This is a genomic window from Acinetobacter sp. BZX-2 (genome assembly GCF_055179795.1).
Window position 1 is genome coordinate 238344 of sequence record NZ_CM143686.1, and the last position, 26116, is coordinate 264459.

Below are 26116 nucleotides of genomic sequence, written 5' to 3' on the forward strand. Positions count from 1 at the left end.
AGTAAATTTCGCTTGAATTTGATTTTAATTTTTTAGACTTGGCGTAAACTCTGTTACTTCTACCAGTGCAGAGTTTTTTAATGCTGTCTTTATTTTTGAAATGTGTTTTAGGTGCTGCGGTTGTTTTACTGATTTCAATACTTTCAAAAAGTAAGGCATTTTACATCGCAGGTTTGGTGCCTTTATTTCCTACATTTGCTTTAATTGCTCATGTGATTGTTGCGCAAGAAAGAGGTGCTGAGGCTTTAAAACAAACGGCATTATTTGGTCTATGGTCTTTAATTCCTTATTTTATTTATTTGCTATTGGTGTATTTTTTAGCAACAAAACTCTCTATATGGTCATGTTTAGGCGTTGCAACAGTGTGTTGGGGTGTTGCAGCAGCAGGTTTGATTTATGGTTGGCAAATGTTTCAACATTAACGAATTAACGAATTAACGAATTAACGAATTAACGAATTAACGACGAATGTAATACCTTTATTGAAATCTATAAAAAAGCCCTTTGACAAGGGCGTATGCATTTAAAAGAAAAATTATGCAATAAATTGTTTTGGAGATTTCAAACTTTTAATCGCATTGATAATTTGATCCGCATGGTTACAGACAATCAGTTTGGCACGATGCTGAGGAGGTAAAAAACCTTCTTCTACGGCATGATCAAGTTGTGCAATCATATGGTCATAAAAACCATTGACGTTATACAGCATCATTGGTTTCTGATGCTGATTCAATTGCCCCCAAGTGGCAACTTCTAAAATCTCTTCAAAAGTGCCCAGACCACCTGGTAGCGCAACAAAAGCGCTCGCACGTTCCGCCATCATGGCTTTGCGCTCATGCATGGTTTGTACAATATGCAGTTCGGTCAATGTGTTATGCGCAATTTCATAGTCCAACATAAACTCTGGAATGACACCGACGACTTCGCCACCGTACTCAGTCACCGTATCTGCGACTTGTCCCATTAAGCCAATGCTCGCACCACCATAAACAATACCAAAACCTTGCTCAGCCAGACCTTGCGCGAGGTGAATTGCTTTTTCTTTATAAATGGGTTTATTGCCAAATCGTGAACCACAATAAAGCGCGATGAGGGTTTGTGTTGTTTTTTGATTTGCTTGGTTGAGTTCAAGAGATTCGTTCATCATTACAGGTAATACACTATTCATAAATTATTTTTTCAACTTAACTTATCATGTTCTTTTATTTGACACTACTCTAAGGCTGCTCTAAGACAACAATATGACAATAGCAGGTCATTACAGTTTAAATATGCAATTTTTTGTATCGTTTAAGCTTGCGTTTGGTCATATAAATCAACATAAAAAAGATGAATTTTTTATTTGAATTGCCTATACTGAACGCTTGTTTATCAACAAATGAATCAACATGGGTAGTGGTTGTAGTCGCTTAGAACGTGCTCAATTTTTCGACATAATAAAAGTACAAAATCTGCTGAAGTTCAACTTCACATCTTCTATTTTTAAAGCAAAATCAGAATTAAATGCAATGGAGTTAGATCAATGATACTCGAATGGATGTCTGATCCATCTGCATGGGTTGGTCTTGCGACTTTAGTCATTTTAGAAATTGTTTTAGGTATCGATAACCTCGTATTTATTGCCATTCTTGCGGAAAAATTACCGCCAGAACAGTGTAATAAAGCACGTATTATCGGGCTTCTCTTAGCATTGTGTATGCGGATGGTGTTATTGGCATCCATCGCATGGGTGATTACTCTCACGCAGCCGCTATTCTATATCGTTGACCATGCTTTTTCTGGGCGTGACCTAATCTTATTGTTCGGTGGGATATTCTTATTGTTCAAAGGGACAATGGAACTTCGTGAACAATTGGAAGGGCAAGGGCCGATCAAAGAAGAAAATCCCGTACATGCTGCGTTTTGGATGGTCATCGTTCAAATTGTGGTTTTAGATGCAGTTTTCTCTTTAGATAGTGTTATCACTGCTGTGGGTATGGTGAAACAACTTTCGGTGATGATGATTGCTGTAGTGATTGCTGTCGCTGTGATGTTATGGGCTTCTAAGCCGCTCATGGAGTTTGTGAATAAGCATCCAACCATTGTGATTTTATGCTTATGTTTCTTGATGATGATTGGTTTCTCTCTCATCGTAGAAGGCTTTGGTTATCATATTCCAAAAGGTTATTTGTACGCTGCAATTGGTTTCTCAGTCATGATTGAGTTCTTCAACCAAACTATGCGTAAAAACCAAGAAAAAACCGTGACAACAACAGATCTGCGCTTCCGTACAGCTTCTGCTGTGATGAGAATGTTAGGCGGGAAAAGCCTGAGCCCAACAGATAGTCAAAACCATAAACCAGACAATGTTCTGGCAACTCAAGCATTGGCAGATGAGATGTTTGATCCTGAAAATGGGGTTTATCATAGTGTCATGGTTCAGGGGGTTTTAGGTCTATCTGAGCGTCCTGTGAAGTCAGTTATGACGCCAAGACCTGAGTTGGAATGGATTGATTTAGATGATGATGCTGTTTCGATCAAAGCGCATTTAATGGCAATGACACACTCTCGCTTAATTGTCGCACGTGGTGAATTAGACAATATTGCGGGTGTCGTTCTAACCCATAAAGTTTTAAATGACTACATTGAAACGGGCATTCTCGATTTTGAAAAACATTTGCGTGAGCCTGTGATTGTGCATGAAAATGCGCAAGTACTTATGGTGATGGAGCAGCTTCGTCAAGCACCGCTGCAAATGGCGATTGTTTTAAATGAATATGGTTCAATTGAAGGGATTGCCACACCTATTGATGTATTGGAAGCGATTGCTGGTGAATTCCCTGATGAGGATGAACTTGAAGCAGCTGCAGAAAGTTTAGAAGATGGTTCACTTATTCTTGAAGGTTCAACCGATATTCGCCATGTTTCATTGTTGTTAGGGCGAGATTTGGTGGATGATTCTGAACAATATTCAACATTATCGGGCTATATTCTGTTTCACTTAGGTCATTTACCTGAAAATGGTCAAAAACTCCAAGCCGATGGTTATGAGTTTGAAGTGGTCACGATGGATGGTCATAAAATTGAAAAGGTACATATTGTCGAAATAAAAAAATTTGATGATAAAGAATAATTCTGACTGAATTAGCCTATCGAAACCTGTCAAATGACAGGTTTTTTATTGGTTTTAAAAAAATAAGTCTGATTTATTTTCAGACTTCATCTGACCGATATTGATTTCAATTTAGATAAAGAAATGTATCCCAGTTTAATGCGGTTCAATCAACAATTTTTATGCGATCTAAATGTGTAATACGTCTAAATATTGTGCCAAGAAATACAATTCAGTTACACAACTGCATTCATTAGATACAAATAAGGAGTGAAAAGGCTCTTTTGTGATTAATATTTAATCAAAATTGTTTCATAAGTTAACATTTCGTAATTTAGTTCTATTTTTGTATAGGCTTGTGCCAAAGATTAATTACTAGGAACCCCCATGCTGAAGTTTAAAAACAATATTGTTCATGGTGCAATTTTTGATATGGATGGCACAATGTTTGATACTGAACGATTGCGTTTTAAAACACTCAAGCAAGCATCGAAAGAGCTGATTGGGGTTGAGTTTTCAGATTCTTATCTCATGGCATGTTTGGGGCTAAGTGCAACGAGTGCACTTAAACTGGCACAACAAGAATATGCGGAGGATATTCCATATACCGAGATTCGAAAACGTGCAGATGCGCTTGAATTAGAAGCTGTACGTCAGTTTGGTGTGCCGATTAAAAAGGGTTTATTACAAGTTTTAGAACGGTTACGTAAGTCAGGGCTACGTATGGCGGTTGCGACATCTAGTCGCCGTGCTATTGCAGAAGAATATCTGATTAATGCCAATGTTTATAAGTTCTTTGATGTTTTGGTCTGTGGTGATGAGGTTGAGCAGGGAAAACCTCATCCCGAAATTTTTCTTCGTGCAGCAGAAAAAATAAATTTAGCAGCGCAAGATTGTCTGATGTTTGAAGACTCTGAAAATGGTATTCGTTCTGCACATGATGCAGGGGGTATTTGTGTACTATTCAAAGATATTAAAGCACCTAATGAAGCCATGCTGTCACATGCCGACTATTATTATACGTGTATGTATGATTATTTAGACGTGTTAGACACATATACAGCGCATTTAGATATGCCGAAAGTACCAGAAGCATTTCCACAAACTTTAAATCAACTGAGTGTGGGTATTCATGGTTTTGGTGCGATTGGTGGTGGTTATTTAGCGCAAATTCTTTCGCATTGGGACGGCTATACTCGCCCTAAAAAAATGTATGCTTCTACACGAAATACCCTATTTCGTTCAGCCGTCAATGCGTTTGGAAGTTATTGTATTCGTTATGGCCAATTGTCTTATGACGAACGCATTGAAAATATGAATATTATTGATGCTGAAAATATTCAACATATCCAAGAAATGTATACCGAGTCTGTTTTAGTTGCGATTTGTTTGCCTGAAAATGCGATTAAAACTGAAGCTACTATCATTGCTCAAGGATTATATGCACGTTATCTTGCTCAGGATATGCAAGTCACAAGTCCCTTAACTGTGCTGATTATTTTAAATAAGGTCGGTGCAAAACAGTTATTGCTCAAAGCTGTGCGTGAAGCTTTAACGACAATCACAGATTCTACGCTTGCCGATATTATTCTTGGGCAAAATTATTTTTGTGATACGGTTGTGAACCGAATGGTTTCAAAACTTACGGATCAAAATCTCTATCGTCAGTTGAATATTAAATATAATATTTTTAAACAATATCAAATAGATGATGATAGTAACCAAGTTGATGTGGAAGATGCGACTAAATTAAACTTTGCGCAACAACAACTAGCAAATATTTATATAGAAGATATGCGTCAAAATTTCCAGTCAGGGCATATTTTACAAAATATGGATTTGATTTTATTCAATGCTGAAATTGATATGCCCATTTATGTGGAAAATAATAGTCCATTGTTGCAAAAAATGCGTCAAATGGTGCTTGTGGATCAAATTAAAGATATTCAGACCATTAAAAGCCGACTTTGGAATGGTGTGCATGCGATGATGGCTTGGTACGCAAGTTTACTCGGTCATTCAACGATTGGTATTGCCATGGGAGATACACAAGTTCGGGCATTTGTTGAGAAATTGGTTGCGGAGGTCAAAATAGGGTTGTCTGAGCAAATGCCAACGCGCCGCTCGGAACTCGATCGTTTAGCACAAAGTTTTCTAGATTCATGTCAATTTGCCTATAAAGATCCATGTGAGCGTGTTGCTCGAGATCCTTTACGGAAACTGCAAGCACAAGAGCGAGTATTTGCATCACTGAGTTATAATATTGCACATCATTTAGCATTTGCTGCTTTACTCAAAGGTGCTGTATTAGGCTATGTTTATGCGATCCAGAATGACCGATCATTAGGTTTAGACATACAACAGCATTTAAAACAACAAATTAAGCTTTTACCGATACAAGACCGCGATCAGAAATATTTAATGGACATCATTTACGAGTCTATTGAACTCATTGACTCGGGGAAAATCAGTATTGCAGATTTTATGCTGCTGAATGACTTAGATTTAAATTAGATTAGGCTTAGATCCAAAGCGGATCAAAAAGTGAATCAAAAGAGGATAGACAACTTATCTATAGTGAATAGTTCAACAAGTGAATAGATCAAAGACTTGTGGTGATACAAGCTTGATGGGGATGTAGCATTGCTGAAAATAATTGAGGTAGAGCAAAGAAAAATGTCGAATATAGCTGAAGCATATTTTTGATTTTGCTAAGCTAAAGTTGATTAAATATGGGTTATGGATTTCGGATGTCAGATCAAACTTGCCCTTGTGGTTCAGCACAGTATTCAGAATGTTGTCAGCCATTACACTTAGGTAATGATAAAGCCCAAACAGCTGAACAATTGATGCGTTCCCGTTATAGTGCTTTCGCAAAGCATGAAATTGATTATATTGTGAAAACCACTGCAATTGGTCAGCAACGTGCTTTAGATATAAAAGCCATTGCAGATTGGAGCAAAGCCAATCAATGGTTAAAACTTGAAGTGGTTCAAGCCAATGAAAAAATGGATAAAAATCACGCTCAGGTTGAATTTAAAGCGCATTATAAAGATGCCAAACAAACCCAAATTCATCATGAGGTTTCATACTTTGTAAAACATAATGAAACGTGGTACTTCTTAGATCCTACGACAGATCAGCAGGTCACGATGAAGCAGCTTTGTATTTGCGGGTCTACCAAGAAATTTAAACAATGTTGTGCACGATACCTGTAGTTTTTTTCAAAAGATGCCTTAAAATAGCGCGCATCTTTTACCCATCAGTGGATGAAGGGAAATGTTACTCACCATTATTTATATTATCGCCATTACCGCAGAAGCCATGACAGGTGCGTTATCCGCAGGACGACGCAGTATGGACTGGTTTGGAGTGGTTTTGATCGCTTGTGTCACTGCATTAGGCGGTGGCTCAGTCCGTGATGTTTTATTAGGGCACTATCCACTTACTTGGGTTAAACATCCTGAATACTTGGTACTGACATGTTGTGCTGCATTTGTCACAATCTTGATTGCCAAATGGATGAAGCACTTGCATTCTATTTTCCTACTGCTTGATGCTTTAGGTTTAATTGGTTTTACGATCATTGGTTGCCAGATTGCCTTGCAAATGGGACATGGTTTTGTTGTTTCAGCCGTTGCAGGCGTTTTGACTGGGGTATCAGGCGGTATTTTGCGTGATATTTTATGTAATGACGTACCATTGGTTTTCCGCCGTGAGCTTTATGCTTCAATCTCTTTTGTTGCGGTAATTTTCTATTGGTTCTGTATCGATGTCGGTTTATCGTTAGAAATAACGGTTATTTCAACCTTAGTTTTTGGTTTCGCATTACGTTGTATCGCTATTTATTTTGGTTTAGAAATGCCTAAATTTATTTATAAAGATGATGACGGACACTCTGCGTCATCCAAAGATGAGACTTGATTTAGAATAATAAAATGCTTAGTTTTTAAATTCTCATTGAATCGATGATCTTGGTTTCAAGATCATCACAATAACCAAAAAAATCAGAAATCCTGTTGTGAAAGCAATATCAGTATTCCCACTTTCATCGTATACAGAGAAATCGTTATGGATTTAGTTTCACGAGTACAACGTTTACCCATTGGCAGATTTCACTATACTTTGCTTTGGGTGATTGGCTTGGGGTGGATGTTCGATGCGATGGATACGGGGCTTATCTCGTTTATTCTCACCAAAATGGCTGAAGAATGGCAGATGTCGCCGACTGAAAAAGGTTGGGTCGTTTCGATCGGCTTTGTTGGCATGGCGATAGGTGCAGTATGTTCTGGTGGGCTCGCTGATAAAATTGGTCGGCGAACTGTTTTTGCAATTACCTTAGTGACGTATAGTGTTGCGACCTCTTTATGTGCTTTTGCACCGAATTTAACATGGCTCTTGGTGTTCCGCTTTATTGTCGGCTTGGGCTTAGGTGGGCAACTTCCTGTCGCAGTGACATTGGTCAGTGAATATATTCCTGCACAGGTGCGTGGTCGCTTTATTGTACTTTTAGAAAGTTTTTGGGGGCTCGGCTGGTTAGTCGCGGCTTTAATTTCTTATTTTGTGATTCCCGATTATGGTTGGCATATCGCTTTTTTAATAGGTGGTTTACCCGCAATTTATGTGTTTATTATTTTAAAGAAAGTCCCTGAATCAATTCCCTATTTGATCAATCGTGGGCGTATTCAAGAAGCGCATGCTTTGGTACAAAACCTAGAACGTCAATGCGGTGTGGAAGTGATAGAAACAATTGAAGTCAAACCTGTTGCGGCAAAGCAGAGTGTTTCTTTTTCGCAGCTTTGGTCAAATCCATTTGCAAAACGAACGCTGATGTTATGGCTGATTTGGTTTGGAATCGTGTTTTCTTATTATGGAATTTTTACGTGGTTACCAAGCCTGTTGGTGAAACAAGGTTATACCATTGTGCAGTCATTTGAATATGTTTTGGGGATGATTTTGGCTCAACTGCCTGGTTATGTTGTTGCCGCTTGGTTGGTGGAAAAACTGGGGCGTAAAGCGACATTGACAGGTTTTATTGGGATGTGTGCTGTTTCCGCTTATTTTTTTGGGCAATCGACAACGGTCAATATGATTATGTTGTGGGGGTGTTTGATGTCGTTCTTTAATTTAGGCGCGTGGGGCGTTTTATATACCTATACACCTGAACAATACCCAACCAATATTCGTGCTTTTGGTTCAGGTTGGGCATCTGCGATTGGACGTATCGGTGGTATTGTTGCGCCTCTGGTAGTGACGCATATGATGGTGGCATCGAATGGTTTTAGTGCAGTATTTATGATGTTTACTGCGGTACTTTTCGCTGTAGCTGCGGTGATTTTAGTTTTGGGTGAGGAAACCAAAGGCAAAACTTTGGAAGAGATTGGGTTGTAGGACATTGTTTAAAATAATATAAAAGAAAAGTGTATAAATGAATGGGGGGAGGTGATCTATATCATCTATTATCCATTCGTTTAATTTTTTCTAAAGTTAAATATTAAGAAAACATGAATAATAAATATTTTTAGATAAATTTAGAAATATTAAGGAGAAAATAGTGAAAAGTAAGATAGGTATAAGCCTTTGCATTTTATATATTTTAGCGACTTTATTTTGTCTTTATATCGCTTTAGATCCAATGACAGATAACAAAGGAAATTTTGTTTTCTTACAGTTACCTATTGCTACTCAATTAGCAGCATTAGATTTTTTAGGATTAAAACCCATATTGGTGAAGCTGAATTGGGTTATGGCTTATGTTTTGATTATCCCGCTTACTTTATTTTTTCTATATTGTGTTGGTTGGATCATGAGCTATTGTATTCAGTCGGTAAAAGCTAGGTTTGTGAGATTAAATAAGTTTAGGAATATTTAGATTATTATCACTTTGAGGATAAATGGTTTTCGACTTAAAAAAGATAAACTTAAATAATAAGTTGCTCATTTCCTAAAAAATGGATAATTTTACGTCATTAGAAGCATCTAAAGACGTAAATTGTCGTTGAGGAACATAGTTACACTTGTGTAGTTAGACACTGCGACTTAGCATAAGAACTTAGATACATAAACATTTATTTAGAACGAATTTATTTAGGATAAAAGGTTGTTATGACAAGCCTTGCGCATCATGCGACAGAAAACCGTTCCGTAGCAGAATTTACCGAACAAGCTTACCTAAACTATGCCATGTACGTGATTATGGATCGTGCCTTGCCGCATATTAGTGATGGTTTAAAACCCGTACAACGCCGTATTGTATATGCAATGAGCGAATTGGGTTTAAAACCAAGTGGTAAGCCAAAAAAATCTGCACGTACCGTCGGTGATGTATTGGGTAAATACCATCCTCATGGTGACTCAGCATGTTATGAAGCGATGGTGTTGATGGCACAACCATTTAGTTATCGTTACCCATTTATTGAGGGACAAGGTAACTGGGGTTCACCTGACGATCCTAAATCATTCGCAGCAATGCGTTATACCGAAGCCAAGCTTTCACCTTATAGTGATTTATTGCTTGCAGAATTAGGTCAAGGGACATGTGACTGGCAAGATAACTTTGATGGTTCAATGAAAGAACCTGTGAATTTACCTGCACGTGTACCGAATATCCTATTAAATGGTACAACAGGTATTGCGGTCGGTATGGCAACGGACATTCCGCCGCACAATTTACGTGAAGTAATTAAAGGCACAATTGCCTTAATTCGCAATCCGAATTTAACAGATGAAAAAGTAGCAGAATATATTCCTGCACCAGACTTACCAACCAAGGCTGAAATTATTACGCCACCTGAAGAATTATTAAAAATTCAAATCGCAGGGCGTGGTAGTTACCGTACTCGTGCAATTTATAAGATTGAGAAAAACGAGATTGTGATTACTGAACTGCCTTATCAGGTTTCAGGTTCGAAAGTGATCACTCAAATTGCAGATCAAATGCAGGCAAAAAAATTGCCATTGGTCAGTGATTTACGAGATGAATCAGATCATAAAAATCCAACCCGTTTAGTGATTGTATTACGTTCAAACCGTATTGATGCTGAAGCGGTGATGAGTCATTTATTTGCAACCACGGATTTAGAATCAAGCTATCGTGTCAATATGAACATGATTGGTGCAGATGGACGTCCGCAAGTGAAATCGATTCGTCGTATTTTATTAGAATGGATTGAAATCCGTAAAAATACTGTGACTCGACGTTTGCAGTATCATCTCAATAAGATCGAAAAGCGTTTACACATTTTACAAGGTTTAATCATCGCATTTTTAAATATCGATGAAGTGATCAAAATCATTCGTGAGGAAGATCAACCTAAACCTGTGTTAATGACACGTTTTAATATCGATGAAATTCAAGCTGAAGCCATTTTGGAACTCAAGTTACGCCATTTGGCAAAACTTGAAGAAATGGAAATGCGTCGTGAACAAGAAGAATTAGAAGCAAGAGCTGCTGTGATTCGTGAACAATTGGCAAATCCAGAATCATTGAAATCTTTAATTATTGATGAATTAAAAGAAGATGCTAAAAAGTTTGGTGATGATCGTCGTTCGCCAATCGTGCAACGTTCAGAAGCCCAAGCGATCAGTGAACAAGATTTAATGCCTGCTGAAGCGGTGACCGTTGTACTTTCAGAAGCAGGTTGGATTCGTGCTGCAAAAGGCCACGACGTCGATGCTGAAAACCTGAATTTCCGAGCAGGGGATCAATACCTAAGCCATGCACAAGGTAAATCTAATCAGAAAGTTTATATATTGGATGAAAGTGGACGTAGCTACGCCTTAGCCATTAACAGCTTACCTTCAGCTCGAGGCTTAGGAGAACCGTTGAGTTCAAAACTTTCTCCAGCCAATGGTGTTGGCTTCTTACAAGTGATTATTGGCGAGAATAATCACGAAATTGTTGCAATAAGTTCCAAAGGATATGGTTTTAGGTCATCTGCGAAACAGTTAGATACAAATGCAAAAGCAGGTAAAACCTTCCTAACTGTGGCGGATGATGCCAAGGCTATGCCACTGTTAATGATTGAAAATCATACACATTTGGCTATACTCAGCTCGGCAGGACGCTTACTTTTAATTGATTTGGCAGAATTACCTGTTCTCAATAAAGGTAAAGGAAACAAGTTGATACAACTTGAAGGCAATGAGCAGATATTATCCATGACAACTGTAGATTTAAATGAAATAATTCAAGTGCTTGCAGGGAATCAACAATTAAAACTTAAGGGGGAAGACCTGCAAAAATACGTAGGTAAGCGTGCTTCAAAAGGGCAACTCTTACCACGTGGATATCAAAAAGCAAATAGACTGTTGGTTCAAAGATAAAACTAGCATCCAATGATCGAAATACGTTATATATGAGAGATATTCGTGAATATGGATGTAATATTGAGCAGAAATAAACTAAAAAATGATGCTCAGTATTGAAAAACAGTTTAAAACCAAGGATTACTGATTGGAGAATGTGGCATTATGGAAAAGATTTGGTTCGCTGAATACCAAAAAACTGGGATTCCAGAGACAGTAGAATTGCCGCCGGAAAATACCTCACTGATTGACATTTTTGAGCGTAATTTCCAGAAATTTGGTTCACGTGATGCCTTTATCTTTATGGATAAAGTGATGTCGTTCAGTGACCTTGAACTTGCAAGCCGCAAATTTGCTGCATATCTTCAAAGCCTTGGTTTAGCAAAAGGCTCTCGAGTTGCAGTGATGATGCCAAACGTTCTTCAATATCCTATTGTTGCTTTGGCGGTTTTCCGCGCAGGTTTGGTATTGGTTAATGTTAACCCACTTTATACCGCTCGTGAGTTAGAGCACCAATTGAATGACTCTGGTGCGGAAGCACTTGTTATCGTTGAAAACTTTGCAACTGTTTATCAAGCAATTTTGGGGAAAACACCAGTTAAGCACGTTGTTGTTGCTTCTGTTGGTGATATGCTAGGTACATTAAAAGGCACATTGGTTAACTTTGTTTTACGTAATGTTCGTAAACAAATCCCTGCATGGAATATTCCTGGGCATATCAAGTTCAATGCTGCATTATCTAAAGTAAATCCAAGTAATTATAAACGTCCAAGTATGACTTTAAGTGATACTGCTGTATTGCAATATACAGGTGGTACCACAGGCGTATCTAAGGGTGCTGAGCTTACACATCGCAACTTAGTTGCAAACTTATTGCAATGTGATGGTATTTTCCAAAGTAAATTTGGTGAAGGTGATGGTTCGAAAGATGATCGTATCTTCTGTGCATTACCGCTTTACCATATCTTTGCTTTCATGGTTTGCGCACTTTACGGTATGTACAAAGGTCAGGCGAACGTTTTGATTCCTAACCCACGTGATTTACCAGCAGTGATTAAAGAATTACGTAAATATCAGCCTGGTTTCTTCCCTGCTGTAAATACATTATTCAATGCGTTGGTACACAACGAAGAATTTAGACAGCTTGATTTTAGTAATCTTAAAATGGCAATGGGCGGTGGTATGGCTGTATTACCATCGACTGCTGATGCTTGGAAAAAGTTAACAGGTACAATCATTATCGAAGGTTATGGTTTATCTGAAACTTCTCCAGTTGCAACTGCAAACCCACCTGCTACAACTGAGTTCAGTGGTACGATTGGTGTTCCATTACCATTAACTGATGTTGCTATTTTGGATGACGATGGAAACCATTTGCCACAAGGTGAGCAAGGTGAAATCTCGATTCGTGGTCCTCAGGTCATGAAGGGTTACTGGAACCGTCCTGATGAAACTGCGAAAGTGATGACAGCAGATGGTTATTTCCGTACAGGTGACATCGGTATCATGGATGCTCGTGGTTACTTCAAAATCGTAGATCGTAAAAAAGACATGATTTTGGTATCTGGATTTAACGTATATCCTTCTGAAATCGAAGAAGTGATTGCAACACATCCTAAAGTTCTTGAAGTTGCAGCAATCGGTGTACCTGATGAAAAATCTGGTGAAGTTCCAAAACTATTTGTTGTGAAAAAAGATCAATCTTTAACAACTGAAGAAGTTCTTGAGTATGCTAAAGAAAACTTAACAGGCTATAAACGCCCACGTTATGTTGAGTTTATGGATGAATTGCCTAAATCAAACGTAGGTAAAATCTTACGTAAAGATTTACGTAAGTAATTGATCTAATTGAAATACAAAAAAGCGCCAAATGTAGCGCTTTTTTGTTGTTTCAGGGAAATTTTTTAGAAAGGAGTGTTTTTAGAACGAATATACCAACCATCGATATAAGGACGGCTATAACCAACAATCGCAGTAAAGGTCAACATCGTACCCATCTGGCGACCTAAGGCAGACGGAGGGATACTGCCATAGCTAAAATAAATATCAATCAGACAGTACACCGCAATAATGGCTAACCATAGATACAAATTCATGCGTTTTACCCCCACAGCGAGAAAAGCAACTGTAAGAATAGTGAATGTACCTAGTGTAGATTGCCAATTAAAGTTTGCACAAATGACGCAGAGCAAAAAAGCAATAATCGGTAGGGCAATTTTCAATATACGATCAATTTCGGCTTGCTGTTGGCGTTGCTTTTCCAAAGTTTCAAACAATGCTTTTTGATCTTGCTGCACGATAATGTCCTCTTTGCAGAATTTTGCAAAACTCTTTATTTAACAAAAATTATTCGCTGAATGCCATGCTATGATAACCCGCATTAATACTTCATGAGAACAGATCATGGCTGGGATAGATGGCATCATATATTTAATTCTAATTGCCTGCATACTTCCTTATGTTTTTACCATCATCGCCAAAGTTGTTGGCGGTTTTACGATTGCAGACAATCAGAATCCACGTGAATTCTTAGCCAAAACCACAGGCTTGGCAGCACGTGCCAATGCTGTGCAACAGAATAGTTTTGAAAGCTTACCATTGTTTATTGCCGCGATTCTCATGGCTGAATATATGGTGGTTTCACAGCATTTGATTATGATGTTAGGAATTGCATATATCGTGTTGCGTATTATTTACGCTATTTGTTATCTTGCCAATATTTCAACACTGCGTTCGATCATTTGGTTTTTATCGATGGCCTGTCCGATTCTTTTATTGTTATTGATTATTCGGATGATCTAAATCTTTTCTGATTCATGCTAGGTTCATTTTCATGAAGCAAAATGTATAATCGGCAACTGTTCACGCAATTTAGCGTTATAATCAACAAGATTTTAAATAAGACCTCACTTGAAAGAGTATTCTATGAGCTATAGTAATATCCCTGCTGGTAAAGATGCACCAAATGACATCTATGTAATTATCGAAATTCCTGCAAATGCAGCACCGATTAAATACGAAATTGATAAAGATTCTGATGCATTATTTGTAGACCGTTTTATGGGTACAGCAATGTTCTACCCAGCAAACTATGGTTATGTACCAAATACTTTATCTTTAGATGGTGACCCTTTAGACGTATTGGTTGTAACACCTTATCCAGTTGAGCCAGGTTCTGTAATCCGTTGCCGTCCAGTGGGTAAATTGAACATGGAAGATGACGGTGGTATAGATGCGAAATTGATTGCTGTTCCGCATGAAAAATTAACACCGCTTTATAAAGATGTTCAAGAATATACAGACCTTCCAGAATTATTGATCAAACAAGTTGAACACTTCTTTGCTCACTATAAAGATCTTGAAGCGGGTAAGTGGGTTAAATTAAGTGGTTGGGAAGGTTCTGAAGTTGCAAAACAAGAAGTACTAAGCTCAATCGAAGCTTACAACGCTGCAAACAAATAATTCGTATTGAATTATGGCTTGAATATTGAAATATTTAAGCCAATAAAAAAACCTGCACTAAATAGTGCAGGTTTTTTTATAACTAGACATTCAGGAGATTAAAATAATTTCACAGGAATATCTAAGAATAAACGCCATTCATTGGTGTCTGGCATATAAACGTTGTTATATGTTTGGTCTGCGCGTAGGTGTGAATAACGTGCACGGAAGCTTACATCTTTAGCAAAACCAGATTGAACTGTATATTTTACTTGGTTAAAGAATTCGCTTTCTTTAGCATTGTTATCAGTTACAACACCATTGCTCACTGCTTTAATATCCCAACCATAAACATACGCAGTCGTCCAATTTAAACCTGGAACACCGTAACCACCGAAGTCTAAGTTATATTGAACTTGCGCAGATTTTTCATGGTTACCAATGAAGTCAGACAGGTATGAGTTAGGAAGGTAGATCGACTGACCACCATCTGCATTCGCACCGTAGTCATAACCAGTATTACCCGTGTTTTGTTGGTAAGCCAACATCACAGTATGAGGACCTTGGTTATAAGTACCAGACAACGCCCAAATGTTGTTGCTACGATCTTCTACGTCAGCATCACCTTTTGTTGATGAATAAGTAGAAGCCGCTTTATCCCATTCAGTGTGGTAGCCACTGAAATCAAAAGTAAGTGAATTTTGATTTGCAAGTGGGTATTTATAGTTAGCATTTACATAATGACGTTCTAAAGCATTTTTAGAATCTAAACCATAATATGAAGTGCTTAACTGATCATCAAACTTATATTTTGCACCCCAAACAACTGCATCATCTAGTTTGTTTTGGTCAGTGGCAATTTGGTCTGAATATTGGTTTTTAGTAAATTTACCAGCAACTAATTCCAAGTTTTGAATTTCATGGCTTGTAACTAAAGTACCTGTGAAATATTCAGGAACTAGACGAGCTGTGTTGCTTGCAAGTACAGGTAAGTCTAGAACTTGTGTACCGTAACGTACAGTTGTATTTGAGAAACGCGCTTTAACGTTTGCACCACCACGTGCCCAATGATCATAAGGGTTACCCTCATTATCACGTGGAATCATATTGTTGCCTGAGTGATTGTTATCACCAATTTTAAAAGAACCGTCGCCAACTGCGCCAACACCGAAACCGACGATACCTTTGGTAAAGCCAGAATCAAGCGTTACGATTGCTGTTTGAGCAAATGAACTTTTGTCTCTATCTGGTGCAACATTTTTGTAATCACGGCTGATATAACCAGTACGGAATAAAATAGATCCTGTTGAGTCTTCTAAAAATCCTTTTGCTTCACTTTGTTCGCTAGCAAATGCTGGGGCAATAATGGCAGCATTAATTAATACCGCTAAAGTAAGTTTTGTAGCTTTAAGCATGTGTTTCCTCGTAAGCGAGAGAATATGGTAATCACTGACTGAATTTAGTGCAGATAATGGATGAATTGTATATTTAATCTATAAAAATGGAATCACTTTTGCTCAAAAATATTTCATTTTTGTAATATATTTATCCAATATAAAGTTATTAGTTTATGAGAAAAACTGCTTAAACAAAACTAAGCTTATGAAATTTAGAGAAATATAAAAAATATTGAATAAGCGGCTTAATTTGCATCCAAAAAATTTACCAACAATTAAAAAGCACAGTAAAATTTCACTTTATTTTTCTCCTGCTTTATTTATTTTCCATGCAATCAACTTTTCTCAAACTGTTATGGGCTGTGCCTGTAAGTGTACTTTCTTGTTCAGTGTTTGCTGAAGAATCAAAACAACCTGTTGCAAATGGGCTTATTTCGGGAAATATAGGCTTAGTTTCAAAGTATATTTATCATGGTGGTGTTGAAAATGATGATATCGCCATACAAGGTGGATTGGAGTATGCGCACAAAAGTGGCATTTCTATTGGGTATTGGGGTTCTACACTCAGTTATGATCCGTCAGATGAAGCACAAGATCATGGTTTTGAACATAATTTATACATTGCTTATGGGCAAGAAATTGCACAAGATTGGAGCTATAACTTAAAAGCGACTGCTTATATCTATCAAAATGGTGGAACCGTTTATGCAGATCAAGAGAATCAGCGTAAAACGACAGCTTTTGATGTACTTGGAGAAATAGCCTATAAAAATTTAACCTTAAGCGCATCGATCATATTGGCTGATGCTGCATCTGCCAATGCAGGAGATGTGTACTTTAGTGCAGCGTATAGCCATCCTTTGCCTCAAGATTTTAGCTTAATTGCGGTGTATGGTGCTTCGGCATATAACAGTAGCCATGACGATGATATCGTCCAAACCAAAAAGGATTTTGCTTTTAATGAAGCCCGAATCGGTGTGAGTAAAGTGATCGCTCAATCTGATGTTTCAGCTAGCTTGGATTATGTGCTTGGTGGTAAAGATCGTTTAGGCGAAGACTTTGAGAATAATGTGGTCTTTGCTCTAAGCTATAATTTTTAGTGGATAGATCTCTTTAAAAGTGCATTGTTTAAGAAAATGATGCACTTTTTTTATGCATTTTTAGAAAAGTATTGATCGACGATTAAAAAGTAAAATAAATCATCATTTAGCCTGCTATTTTTCTCTTGTTTTCTGATGGTTTTGGTTCTTTCTATTCCTATATGTATAAGCTTTCGTATAAATAAAAAATTACGCTTAAATTTGTTACTAACACAGTCGATATAAAAGTTATTGCTGTGTTGATGGTTGAAATTAGAATTTCGGCGGTGGTCAGATAAGTGGTTTAGATGAATATTAATTAAAAATAAATTAATAAAAACAGTTATTTATTTAATTTTATAAATCTTCTAATAACATGCGAATAAAAACTTGGCATAGCTATTGCTAAGCAATTAGCGAGTTTATCAAATTTTAGCAAAACAAATATACATCGTATGATGGGGGAACACTCAAGATGAAATTCTCAACTAAAGCATTCACATTCGCAGTTTTGTCAGTAGCAACAACAATGACGATGGCAGAAGATAATACACTTTCAAAATTAGGTTTAAGTTTTTCTGGTAGTGCTGCTGTAACCAGTGATTATCGTTATCGTGGAATCACACAAACAGGGAATGATCCAGCGGTACAAGCAGGTTTTACTTTGTCGCACAATTCAGGTTTATATGCTGGTCTTTGGGGTTCAAATGTAAACTTTGGATCGCCTGACCCACATTTAGAACTTGACCCTTTCATTGGTTATTCAACATCATTAGATGGTTTTGCGAGCAAGCCAATTTTAGATGTTGGGGTTTGGTATTATAGCTATCCAAGTGCAAGTGATCTTAATTGGGTTGAGTTGTACGGTAAATTAACCTTTAAAAATGCATTTGCAGAAGGTGATAGCATTTTAACCAATATTAATTATACAAATGACTATGCAGGTGCAGATGCGAATAGTTGGAATGTGAATATCGGTTATTCTGTACCGTTTGGTGCGACTGGTTTTGGTGGTGTTGCAAATGTTGGCTATACCGTTGTTACTGACGATGATAAATATGATTTCAATGGTGATGATAACTATGTTGACTGGAAAGCTGGTGTAACGTATACCTTTAAGTCAATTCCAACGGTAACAGCTGAGCTTGCTGCAATTGGTACCAATATTGATACCAAAGATATGACTGATTCAGCTAAGCGTGGTGTTGAAACAGGTGCAGTATTTACATTGACTAAAGCATTCTAATTTTAAAACCAGTGATAAAAGCAATGTGCTAAACAAAAGGTGACTTGATGTCACCTTTTGTATTTTTAAATGATCAACAACGATGGTGTTTTATTGCGTTGCTGAGAAGGCTTGAGAATATGTAACTTCACCTTGTGGAAACATACCTGTAAAAGAAAGTGCTTGAAAATATTCAGCAGGCACATCCGCTAAAGTTAGGTTTGGAATCACGTTAAAACCAAATTTGGAATAATATGCAGGATCACCCAAGACCACGCATCCAACGGCACCGAGTTGTTTGAGTTGTTGTAAGGAGTATTGCATTAAAGCTGAGCCGACACCTTGTTGTTGGTATTCGGGTGCAACCGAAATAGGCCCTAAACCATACCAATCTGATGCGCCTGAGGAAATTTCTACGGGTGAAATTGCAACATGACCTATGATCTGTTGTTCTCGTTCAGCAACAATTGAAAGTGTTAATTGTTGTGCCTTTCTAAGCGCATTGACAATAAATTGTTCAGTGTGATCTGTATGTTCCGCATTTTTAAAAGCAGATTCAGTGAGTTTGAAAATAGCATCAACATCTTGATCTTGTTCATTTCTTAAAATTAAATTAAGCATATTTATCCTGTTTAAATTCCAAAACCTAAGCTTGAGTTCCTCGATAAGATAAAGCTTCAGTGAGATGCGCACTTTGAATTTCATCACTTTGGGCTAAATCTGCAATCGTCCTCGCCACACGTAAAATACGATGATAAGCACGTGCAGAAAGATTTAAACGCTGTTGTGCCATTTCGAGCATCTTTTTTGAGGCTTCATCTAATACGACATGGACTTCTAGTTCTTTAGGCGACAGTCCATGATTTAATCCACCTTGTCTCTGAATTTGAAAATTAAAAGCTTGAATCACACGTGCTCTGACCGTTGCAGAATTCTCTACGGGCTGTTGATCTTGCAGTTCTTGGGCTTTTAAAGGCGGTACATCGATATGCAAATCAATACGATCCAATAAAGGGCCTGAAATTCGATTTTGATAACGCTTAATTGATTCTGCAGAGCATTGACAGCGACTGTCCTGATTAAATGCATAACCGCAAGGGCAGGGGTTCATTGCTGCAATCAATTGGAAATTGGCAGGAAAGGTAATTTGTCGTGATGCACGAGAAATCACGATTTCTTTAGATTCAAGTGGTTGTCGTAGGACTTCTAAAACTTTACGGTCAAATTCTGGCAATTCATCTAGGAATAATACGCCTAAATGTGCCAGCGTTATTTCCCCCGGTTTTGGATGTGAACCACTGTCATTTACAGTAATAGAATAGAGTGGCATTATAGAGAATCAACAGGTTATTACTCTATTTTTACACAATTAAGTTAGATTATTTACATTAATAGAGACGAGTGGCTTGCAAAACTACATTAATAAGCACGAGTGGTTGTAAGGCGGTTTTTATGAAAAAATTGAGTGATGAGTACTCTCCTGTTAGAAAAGCACAAACTGTTTATGGGAGTATTTCAGGCAATTATGCCTTTAGAGGTGAAAAAACCATTTGGTTTGAATCCACTCTTGAACGAGATTTCATATTCAAGCAAGAATTTAATAACAATGTGATTGATGTTGTAGGTCAACCTGTAGTTATTCCTTACATTACCGAATTAGGCAATGAATCTACCTATACACCTGACTTTTTGGTGCAGTTTTCAAGTTTGAATTGCGATGATTTTGAGGATTTCCCAGTACCAATGCTCATCGAAATTAAGCCTAAGAAAAAGCTTGTTGAGGACTGGGATAAGTTAAAACCAAAATTTAGAGCAGCGCACCGTTTTGCTGCTGATAAAGGATGGAAGTTTAAAATTATCAGTGAAACAAGACTATATGATCAATATTGGGAGAATATTAACTTTTTACGAAAGTTTAGACGCTCTCATGTAGATGCTGTTGATCAACAACTATTACTCGATACCCTACGACAGTTAGGTCAATCAACAATTAATCAATTACCTGCTCATATTTTTAAAGATAAAACCAATGTTTTAAAAGGGATTCACCAAGTTTGGGCGTTAGTGGCAAAGCGAATGATTGCTTGTGACTTATATTGTCCCCTGACGGCTGAAACAGCGATATGGATGAACCAAAATGATGCAATTGCGAGGAATATCTAAATGATTGAATCTAATGCTATCAGTATTGATCGTAGTCGTATCACACTTAAACTCAATGTGGTGGTCGGTTATGAGGGACAACCCTATAAAATTGTGAATGTTTTGAACGCAAATGATATTGTCATTTCTAGTCTGGATTCTGTGCGTAGCTTACAGGTTAATGCTAAAAGTTTGACGGTTTTTGATGGAGAAAATACGCTCACTGAAAATCTGAATAAGGGTGATCAGGATATCAGTAATGAAGCGTGGCAGATTGCTTTACAGCGTTATGAAATTATTAAACCACTGATTGAGTATTCCACGACTGAACTGGTCGAAAATAGGGCTAGTGAATATGATGTGAATCGTTCAACATTGTGGAAATGGCTTAAAGATTATCGGGAAAATAACTCTTTAATGGCGTTGATTCCAAAAAAACGAGGTTGGACGAATGACAAATCAAGGTTGTCGCTTCAAGTTAGCAATATCATTAAGCAAGCTATCAACGATGAATATTTGAATGCCAAGAAACCAAGTATTTCCAAAACAATTGAAATTGTAAAAGCAGAATGTTCTCGGCTTCAGCTTGAAGCACCGCATGAAAACTCTATTAGAAGAAGAATTGAGGCTTTAAATGATTATCAAGTAACAAAAGCACGTCTTGGATCAAAAGCTGCAATAGATAAATTTAAAGCTGCTGCGGGTTCATTTCCAAATGCCGACTATCCATTGGCATATGTTCAGATTGACCATACCCCTTTAGACATTGAAATCGTGGACGATGAGTTTAGAGAAGCGATTGGAAAACCTCACTTAACCTTGGCAATCGATGTTTTCAGTCGGATGATCGTAGGGTATTACTTATCACTAGAGGCACCTAGTACGACCTCAGTGGCGATGTGTATAGCATCCTGTATTTTGTCAAAAAAGCGCAAGTTGATCGAACTCGATATTGATGCTGAATGGCAAGTTGAAGGGATCATGGACTCTGTTCATACAGATAATGGGTCGGATTTTAGAACCAATCACATCAGTAAAGCTTGTCTAAAGTATGGGATTCATTGGGAATACCGACCAATTGGTGGTGCAAGGTTTGGCGGTCACATCGAGCGTATGCTTGGTATTGTCAATCTTGAAATGCATGTTTTGGATGGTACAACTTTTTCAAACGTGCAACAACGTGGAACATACGATTCAGCTAAACAAGCCTGTATGACATTAAAAGAGCTTGAATACTATATCGTTTATTGGATTACTAAAATCTACCATCAAAAGAAGCATTCAGCTTTAGGAACAGCCCCAATAGTTAAATGGGAAGAAGGTGTTTGGGGAACGAAGACGACTGCAGGAACAGGTTTGAAAGAACGTGTATCGGATGAGGATACTTTATTTATTGATTTTCTACCTGAATTTGAAGCAACCATTCAACGTACAGGTGTGCAAAAAGATAACTTATTCTATTTTGCCGACTGCTTAAGACAATGGGTTAATTCCATTGATCCAAAAGACAGTAATCGAAAACGGAAAAGAAAATTTTTATTCAAGCGTGATCCGAGAGATATTTCATTGATTTGGTTTTATGAACCATTTTCAAATACCTATTTTAAAGTACCCACTGCAAAGCGAGAGATTCCACCGATTAGTTTATTTGAATATAAACAGGTTCAGAACTATCTCAAGAATGAGCGTCAAGATGTTCAGAATCAAGATGAAATTTATAAGGCGATTTTGCATTTACGTGAGCAGCTTAATCAAGCTCGAAGCTTGACTCGAAAGCAACGTCGCTCAAACCAAAGAAAAAAGGAAAATGAAAAAGCAATTACTCAGCTATCCGAACAGAAACAGTCTAAAAAAGCTGTAATGTCCGAAAGTCTTCAGACAAGTGATGATTTGTGGAGTACTCCTTTAAGTGCATTTGAAGATTTAAGGTGATGCAATGGAAAAATATGAACATCTTGCAGAGCATGTACTTGAAATCATGCAATTAAGCGATAGTGAGCGGATTGAGACATTATTTACCGATCGATGGATTGGCTATAAAAAAGCCATGAGCATTATGAATACATTGACCGATATTTTGAATCGTCCTAGGAAACTAAGACCCGAATGTTTGTTGATTGTTGGTGACTCCAATATGGGAAAAACAACCATCATTCATGAGTTTGCCAAAAAGTATTATACGAAAACAGTAAGTGATGCAGACATGGACTTGCTCTCGGTAACTAAGCCAGTTTTGCCGATACTTGCCCCTGCAAAAGCCAATGTTAAAGAACTCTATATCAATATTCTAAATCATTTTTTTGTACCATTTCGTGCAAGTGATCCTGAAGCTAAATTGCGAAATCAAGCCGTACACTTGATGCGGAAGTATGAGACAAAAATGTTGATCATTGATGAAATTCATAATTGTTTGACAGGTTCAACCAAATTGCTTCCTGAAGTTATGAATACCCTTAAGAATCTCAGCAATGAATTGAGTCTGAATATCGTGGGGGTCGGTACTCGTGAAGCAATCACGATACTTCATACTGATCCGCAATATGCCAGTCGTTTTGACGTGGTGAATTTACCCAAATGGGAACTCAATCAAGATTTTTTAAGATTATTAGTGAGCTATGTTCGACTATTGCCGTTAAAAAAACAGTCTAATCTTGCATCCAAAGAGATTGCTACGTTGATTTTTGAAGTGTCAGGTGGAAATCTGGGGGATTTAAATCGATTATTGGTGGAGTGTGCTAAAGAAGCCATTTTACAAGGTGATGAAGAAATTACCTATGACATCGTACATAAGTTTAAATGGCTTAAACCTACGGAGGGTTTAAGAAATATTAGAAATATAAATCTCAGCCTGAGTTAATTTTGCTAAATCATTATAGGGAGGTAGAGATGAGTCAACCTGAACAATGTTGGTATATCAGAACTCCCATTCAGCAAGGGGAAGTATTTTCATCGTGGTTGATTCGTTCCGCCTTAGATGTAGGTTGCTCACCTATGGTTCTCATTGAGGCTTTATGGGGGAAATGGAGAGCTTTAACGATTGATTTAGACAAAGGAGTAGATGCAGAAAGGTTCGATGCTCTGTTATCTCATAGTATGGAGTCAAAACAGAATATACAGCAATCGATGTTGAGTAGCGTCGTTTCTCAGATACAGCCAAATTATGATCCAAATCAAAATATCCCTTGGGTTTTATCCTTGGGCACACGAAACCGCTCAAATACATCAGGTCGGCAAGTGTGTGTTGAATGCTTGAAAAGTCATGAAAATCCGCCTTATTTGCGTTTAATGTGGCGTATGGGGTGGCATTGTAGTTGTGTTGAGCATCAGTTAAGTTTAATTGACCATTGCCCTGAATGTGGTGTGACGATCCAACCATTTAAAGCCGATATGGAACATGGTTGTTTAGCGATCTGTACGACATGTGGTTTTGATTTAAGGCGTTGTGAGGAAAGCAAAAACATCAATTTAAATGCTTTAAACTTCCAAAATAAAGCAGAGCAAGTCTTAAAACAAAAATTTGGTTTTTATAATCAATCCTTAGTGACTTCTCAAGTATGGTTTGAAATTGCTCGAGCATGGCTTAGTGAGATCAGATTTTTGGTCAATACGCCCAATAAAAATGTGATTCAATTATTTGAAAGTTTTGACGTAAATTTACATCTTCCAAAACCAATTACTCCTTTGGCATTTGAATATCTGAATACTCAGGAGCGAATAGTTTTGCTTTCAATATTGGATCAGATTATGGATATTCCATGTAATTTACTAATACAGCGTTCAAAGGAATACGGAATTAGTCATGCAAACTTTTGGGATAAGCGTAAGAAGCTGCCTGTTCAGCTCCAACAGATGAAAGATTTAATGATTAAGCCTACAAGACATTATCCTGTCTCTCGTGCAGCAATAACTGTTACTAAGCCAAAATCCAAAGCAAGTGTACAGCGTCAATGGTTAAATTTATTAAGAAGAATAAACAATGGTAGAGTTCAGCAATTTGACTGAAAACATGATTGAGCATGACTGTCATGGATGTAACAAATCTGCTTCTAACATAAAAAAGCGATATAAAGGCAAAAAATATTGTTCGACTTGCTATGCCAGAATTTTCAAAAAAAGAATATGTCCAAGTTGTGGTGATTTTGCTCGGCTCCCTAGGGACGATGATCAAGCTGTTTGTAATGAATGTATTAAGAAACAGCCCTGTATTCGATGTAATCAGAGTAATAAACCAATTGGTAAGCTAACAGAGTATGGTGTGGTCTGTAATAGTTGTTCCGTTTATTTTAGACCAATAGAGCCTTGTGAGCGATGTGGTACACCATCACAAAAATTGACTCGAATTTCACGATTTAATGACGATCTACGGGTATGTCCCAAATGTTCGACAAGAGATTACGAAACTTGTCCACTGTGTCAGAAACATCGGTTATTGGAGTCTGACGCATCAGGACAAAAAGCCTGTAAAAAATGTAGAGATAATCCTCAGAAATCTTGTATCTCATGTCACCGTATGATTGCAGCAGGCTGTGCTGCTCTCTGTGATGATTGCTATTGGCATAAAAAATTATGGAATAAATTTGATCAAAATCAGAAAGTATTTGAGTCTAGTTACTTAAAACAGCAGTATGAGAATTATACAGATTGGCTAGAAAAGAAAGTTGGATCACATAAGGCTGCGTTATATATAAATAAACATGCTCATTTTTTTCTAAAAACAGAAATGCATTGGAATCAATCTGTACCTACACCAATACAGTTGTTATCAGTATTACGAAGCAGTGGGCTTAGAAAATTTGAATTGGTGATGCAATGGCTTGAAGAAGTGCATGAAATTCTAATAGATACCGATAATAAAAAAAGTTGTTCAGAACGAGATCAGATGGAAAAACTTGTACAAAGTATTATACAACCATCTTTGGCTTATGATGTTGTACTGGAATACAAGAATAAATTAGAAGAAAAAATCAAACGAGGTGATACCTCAATACGTTCAGCTAGGTTAGCAATAAAGCCTGCTGTTGCGTTGATGATTTCAATCGGGCAAGAAAGTACCCAATTACCAAATTTAGAGCATATCAAAGCGTATTTAGCTGACTATTCGGGTCAAGCTCCTGCCCTCACAGGATTCGTTAACTTTTTAAATGAGAATTACGGTACTTCCATTGATTATTTAAAGTTAAAAAAATCTAAATTTTTAAAAATTAAACGGAAACAAAAACTAGAAAACAAGATTGTTGCTCTAACTCAGACTGATTTAATTAGCAGCAAAGCTATCATCAGTTGGATCAGAAATGGTCTTAGATATTTCCATCAATTTTCTTACATTGACACTTTGAAGGTTAAAGCTGAAATGATTACGGAGGTAAATGATGGTTATATTATCAGATTTAAAGGATATTCATTTTGGTTGCCAAAAGTCGCTATTAGATAATGA

22 protein-coding genes and 1 pseudogene are annotated in these 26116 nt (G+C 37.4%); 18 read left to right on the top strand and 5 right to left on the bottom strand.

What is annotated here, in order from left to right; translation table 11 throughout:
* The first annotated feature begins 80 nt into the window (after positions 1–80).
* Entirely contained in the window at positions 81–422 is a 342-nt protein-coding gene (locus ACY45D_RS01070) for a GlpM family protein (protein WP_463108081.1), read from the top strand.
* A gap of 113 nt (positions 423–535) precedes the next feature.
* On the opposite strand, the gene ACY45D_RS01075 is transcribed toward ACY45D_RS01070, so the two are convergent.
* Positions 536–1168, bottom strand: a complete 633-nt coding sequence (locus ACY45D_RS01075; RefSeq protein WP_463108082.1) for an LOG family protein — start codon at positions 1166–1168, stop codon at positions 536–538.
* Between the two features lie 354 nt (positions 1169–1522).
* Here ACY45D_RS01075 and ACY45D_RS01080 point away from each other — a divergent pair, with 354 nt between their 5' ends.
* From ACY45D_RS01080 to ACY45D_RS01115, 8 genes are all read left to right on the top strand, one after another.
* A complete protein-coding gene (locus ACY45D_RS01080; protein WP_463108083.1) occupies positions 1523–3112 on the top strand; it encodes a TerC family protein in 1590 nt (529 codons plus the stop codon).
* A 366-nt stretch (positions 3113–3478) separates the two neighbouring features.
* Positions 3479–5605 carry a bifunctional mannitol-1-phosphate dehydrogenase/phosphatase gene (gene mtlD / locus ACY45D_RS01085; RefSeq protein WP_463108084.1) on the top strand — a complete coding sequence of 709 codons (2127 nt, stop codon included), beginning with the start codon at positions 3479–3481 and terminating at the stop codon, positions 5603–5605.
* Positions 5606–5841: 236 nt separating this feature from the next.
* Positions 5842–6309, top strand: coding sequence for a YchJ family protein (locus ACY45D_RS01090; protein WP_463108085.1), 468 nt, complete (start codon positions 5842–5844; stop codon positions 6307–6309).
* 61 nt (positions 6310–6370) lie between these two features.
* Positions 6371–7015, top strand: coding sequence for a trimeric intracellular cation channel family protein (locus ACY45D_RS01095; protein WP_463108086.1), 645 nt, complete (start codon positions 6371–6373; stop codon positions 7013–7015).
* Positions 7016–7162: 147 nt separating this feature from the next.
* Positions 7163–8482, top strand: a complete 1320-nt coding sequence (gene niaP, locus ACY45D_RS01100; protein ID WP_463108087.1) for a niacin transporter NiaP — start codon at positions 7163–7165, stop codon at positions 8480–8482.
* Between the two features lie 163 nt (positions 8483–8645).
* On the top strand, positions 8646–8963 hold the full coding sequence (locus ACY45D_RS01105) for a hypothetical protein (RefSeq protein WP_463108088.1): 318 nt from the start codon (positions 8646–8648) through the stop codon (positions 8961–8963).
* A 233-nt stretch (positions 8964–9196) separates the two neighbouring features.
* Entirely contained in the window at positions 9197–11416 is a 2220-nt protein-coding gene (gene parC / locus ACY45D_RS01110; protein ID WP_463108089.1) for a DNA topoisomerase IV subunit A, read from the top strand.
* A 147-nt stretch (positions 11417–11563) separates the two neighbouring features.
* On the top strand, positions 11564–13237 hold the full coding sequence (locus tag ACY45D_RS01115) for a long-chain-fatty-acid--CoA ligase (RefSeq protein WP_463108090.1): 1674 nt from the start codon (positions 11564–11566) through the stop codon (positions 13235–13237).
* Between the two features lie 65 nt (positions 13238–13302).
* Here the strand turns inward: ACY45D_RS01115 and ACY45D_RS01120 are convergent, their stop codons facing one another.
* The gene (locus tag ACY45D_RS01120; protein WP_463109392.1) at positions 13303–13698 is read right to left on the bottom strand and encodes a hypothetical protein; all 396 of its coding nucleotides are present in this window, start codon (positions 13696–13698) and stop codon (positions 13303–13305) included.
* Between the two features lie 103 nt (positions 13699–13801).
* On the opposite strand from ACY45D_RS01120, the gene ACY45D_RS01125 reads away from it, so the two are divergent.
* The gene (locus tag ACY45D_RS01125) at positions 13802–14200 is read left to right on the top strand and encodes an MAPEG family protein (RefSeq protein ID WP_463108091.1); all 399 of its coding nucleotides are present in this window, start codon (positions 13802–13804) and stop codon (positions 14198–14200) included.
* A gap of 123 nt (positions 14201–14323) precedes the next feature.
* On the top strand, positions 14324–14860 hold the full coding sequence (gene ppa / locus ACY45D_RS01130) for an inorganic diphosphatase (protein ID WP_463108092.1): 537 nt from the start codon (positions 14324–14326) through the stop codon (positions 14858–14860).
* A gap of 98 nt (positions 14861–14958) precedes the next feature.
* Here the strand turns inward: ppa and ACY45D_RS01135 are convergent, their stop codons facing one another.
* Positions 14959–16254 (bottom strand): OprD family outer membrane porin, encoded by a 1296-nt coding sequence (locus ACY45D_RS01135; RefSeq protein WP_463108093.1) that lies wholly within the window; start codon positions 16252–16254, stop codon positions 14959–14961.
* A 311-nt stretch (positions 16255–16565) separates the two neighbouring features.
* Here ACY45D_RS01135 and ACY45D_RS01140 point away from each other — a divergent pair, with 311 nt between their 5' ends.
* On the top strand, positions 16566–17336 hold the full coding sequence (locus ACY45D_RS01140) for a TorF family putative porin (RefSeq protein WP_463108094.1): 771 nt from the start codon (positions 16566–16568) through the stop codon (positions 17334–17336).
* Between the two features lie 454 nt (positions 17337–17790).
* Positions 17791–18561: a TorF family putative porin gene (locus ACY45D_RS01145; RefSeq protein WP_463108095.1), complete on the top strand. Its 771-nt coding sequence runs from the start codon at positions 17791–17793 to the stop codon at positions 18559–18561.
* Positions 18562–18651: 90 nt separating this feature from the next.
* Here the strand turns inward: ACY45D_RS01145 and ACY45D_RS01150 are convergent, their stop codons facing one another.
* Positions 18652–19161 (bottom strand): GNAT family N-acetyltransferase, encoded by a 510-nt coding sequence (locus tag ACY45D_RS01150; protein ID WP_463108096.1) that lies wholly within the window; start codon positions 19159–19161, stop codon positions 18652–18654.
* Between the two features lie 25 nt (positions 19162–19186).
* Positions 19187–19840: pseudogene (locus ACY45D_RS01155) on the bottom strand (ATP-binding protein); the annotation flags it as partial.
* 152 nt (positions 19841–19992) lie between these two features.
* Here ACY45D_RS01155 and ACY45D_RS01160 point away from each other — a divergent pair.
* Genes ACY45D_RS01160 through ACY45D_RS01180 form a run of 5 tightly spaced genes read left to right on the top strand, consistent with a single transcriptional unit; the run spans position 19993 to position 26113 of the window.
* Positions 19993–20703: a TnsA endonuclease N-terminal domain-containing protein gene (locus ACY45D_RS01160; protein ID WP_463108097.1), complete on the top strand. Its 711-nt coding sequence runs from the start codon at positions 19993–19995 to the stop codon at positions 20701–20703.
* Positions 20704–22614: a Mu transposase C-terminal domain-containing protein gene (locus ACY45D_RS01165; RefSeq protein WP_463108098.1), complete on the top strand. Its 1911-nt coding sequence runs from the start codon at positions 20704–20706 to the stop codon at positions 22612–22614. It begins immediately after the preceding gene.
* Between the two features lie 4 nt (positions 22615–22618).
* The gene (locus tag ACY45D_RS01170) at positions 22619–23539 is read left to right on the top strand and encodes a TniB family NTP-binding protein (RefSeq protein ID WP_463108099.1); all 921 of its coding nucleotides are present in this window, start codon (positions 22619–22621) and stop codon (positions 23537–23539) included.
* A gap of 29 nt (positions 23540–23568) precedes the next feature.
* Entirely contained in the window at positions 23569–24684 is a 1116-nt protein-coding gene (locus tag ACY45D_RS01175) for a TniQ family protein (protein ID WP_463108100.1), read from the top strand.
* On the top strand, positions 24677–26113 hold the full coding sequence (locus ACY45D_RS01180; RefSeq protein WP_463109393.1) for a transposase: 1437 nt from the start codon (positions 24677–24679) through the stop codon (positions 26111–26113). Before ACY45D_RS01175 ends, ACY45D_RS01180 begins: the two co-directional genes overlap by 8 nt.
* Positions 26114–26116 lie beyond the last annotated feature (3 nt).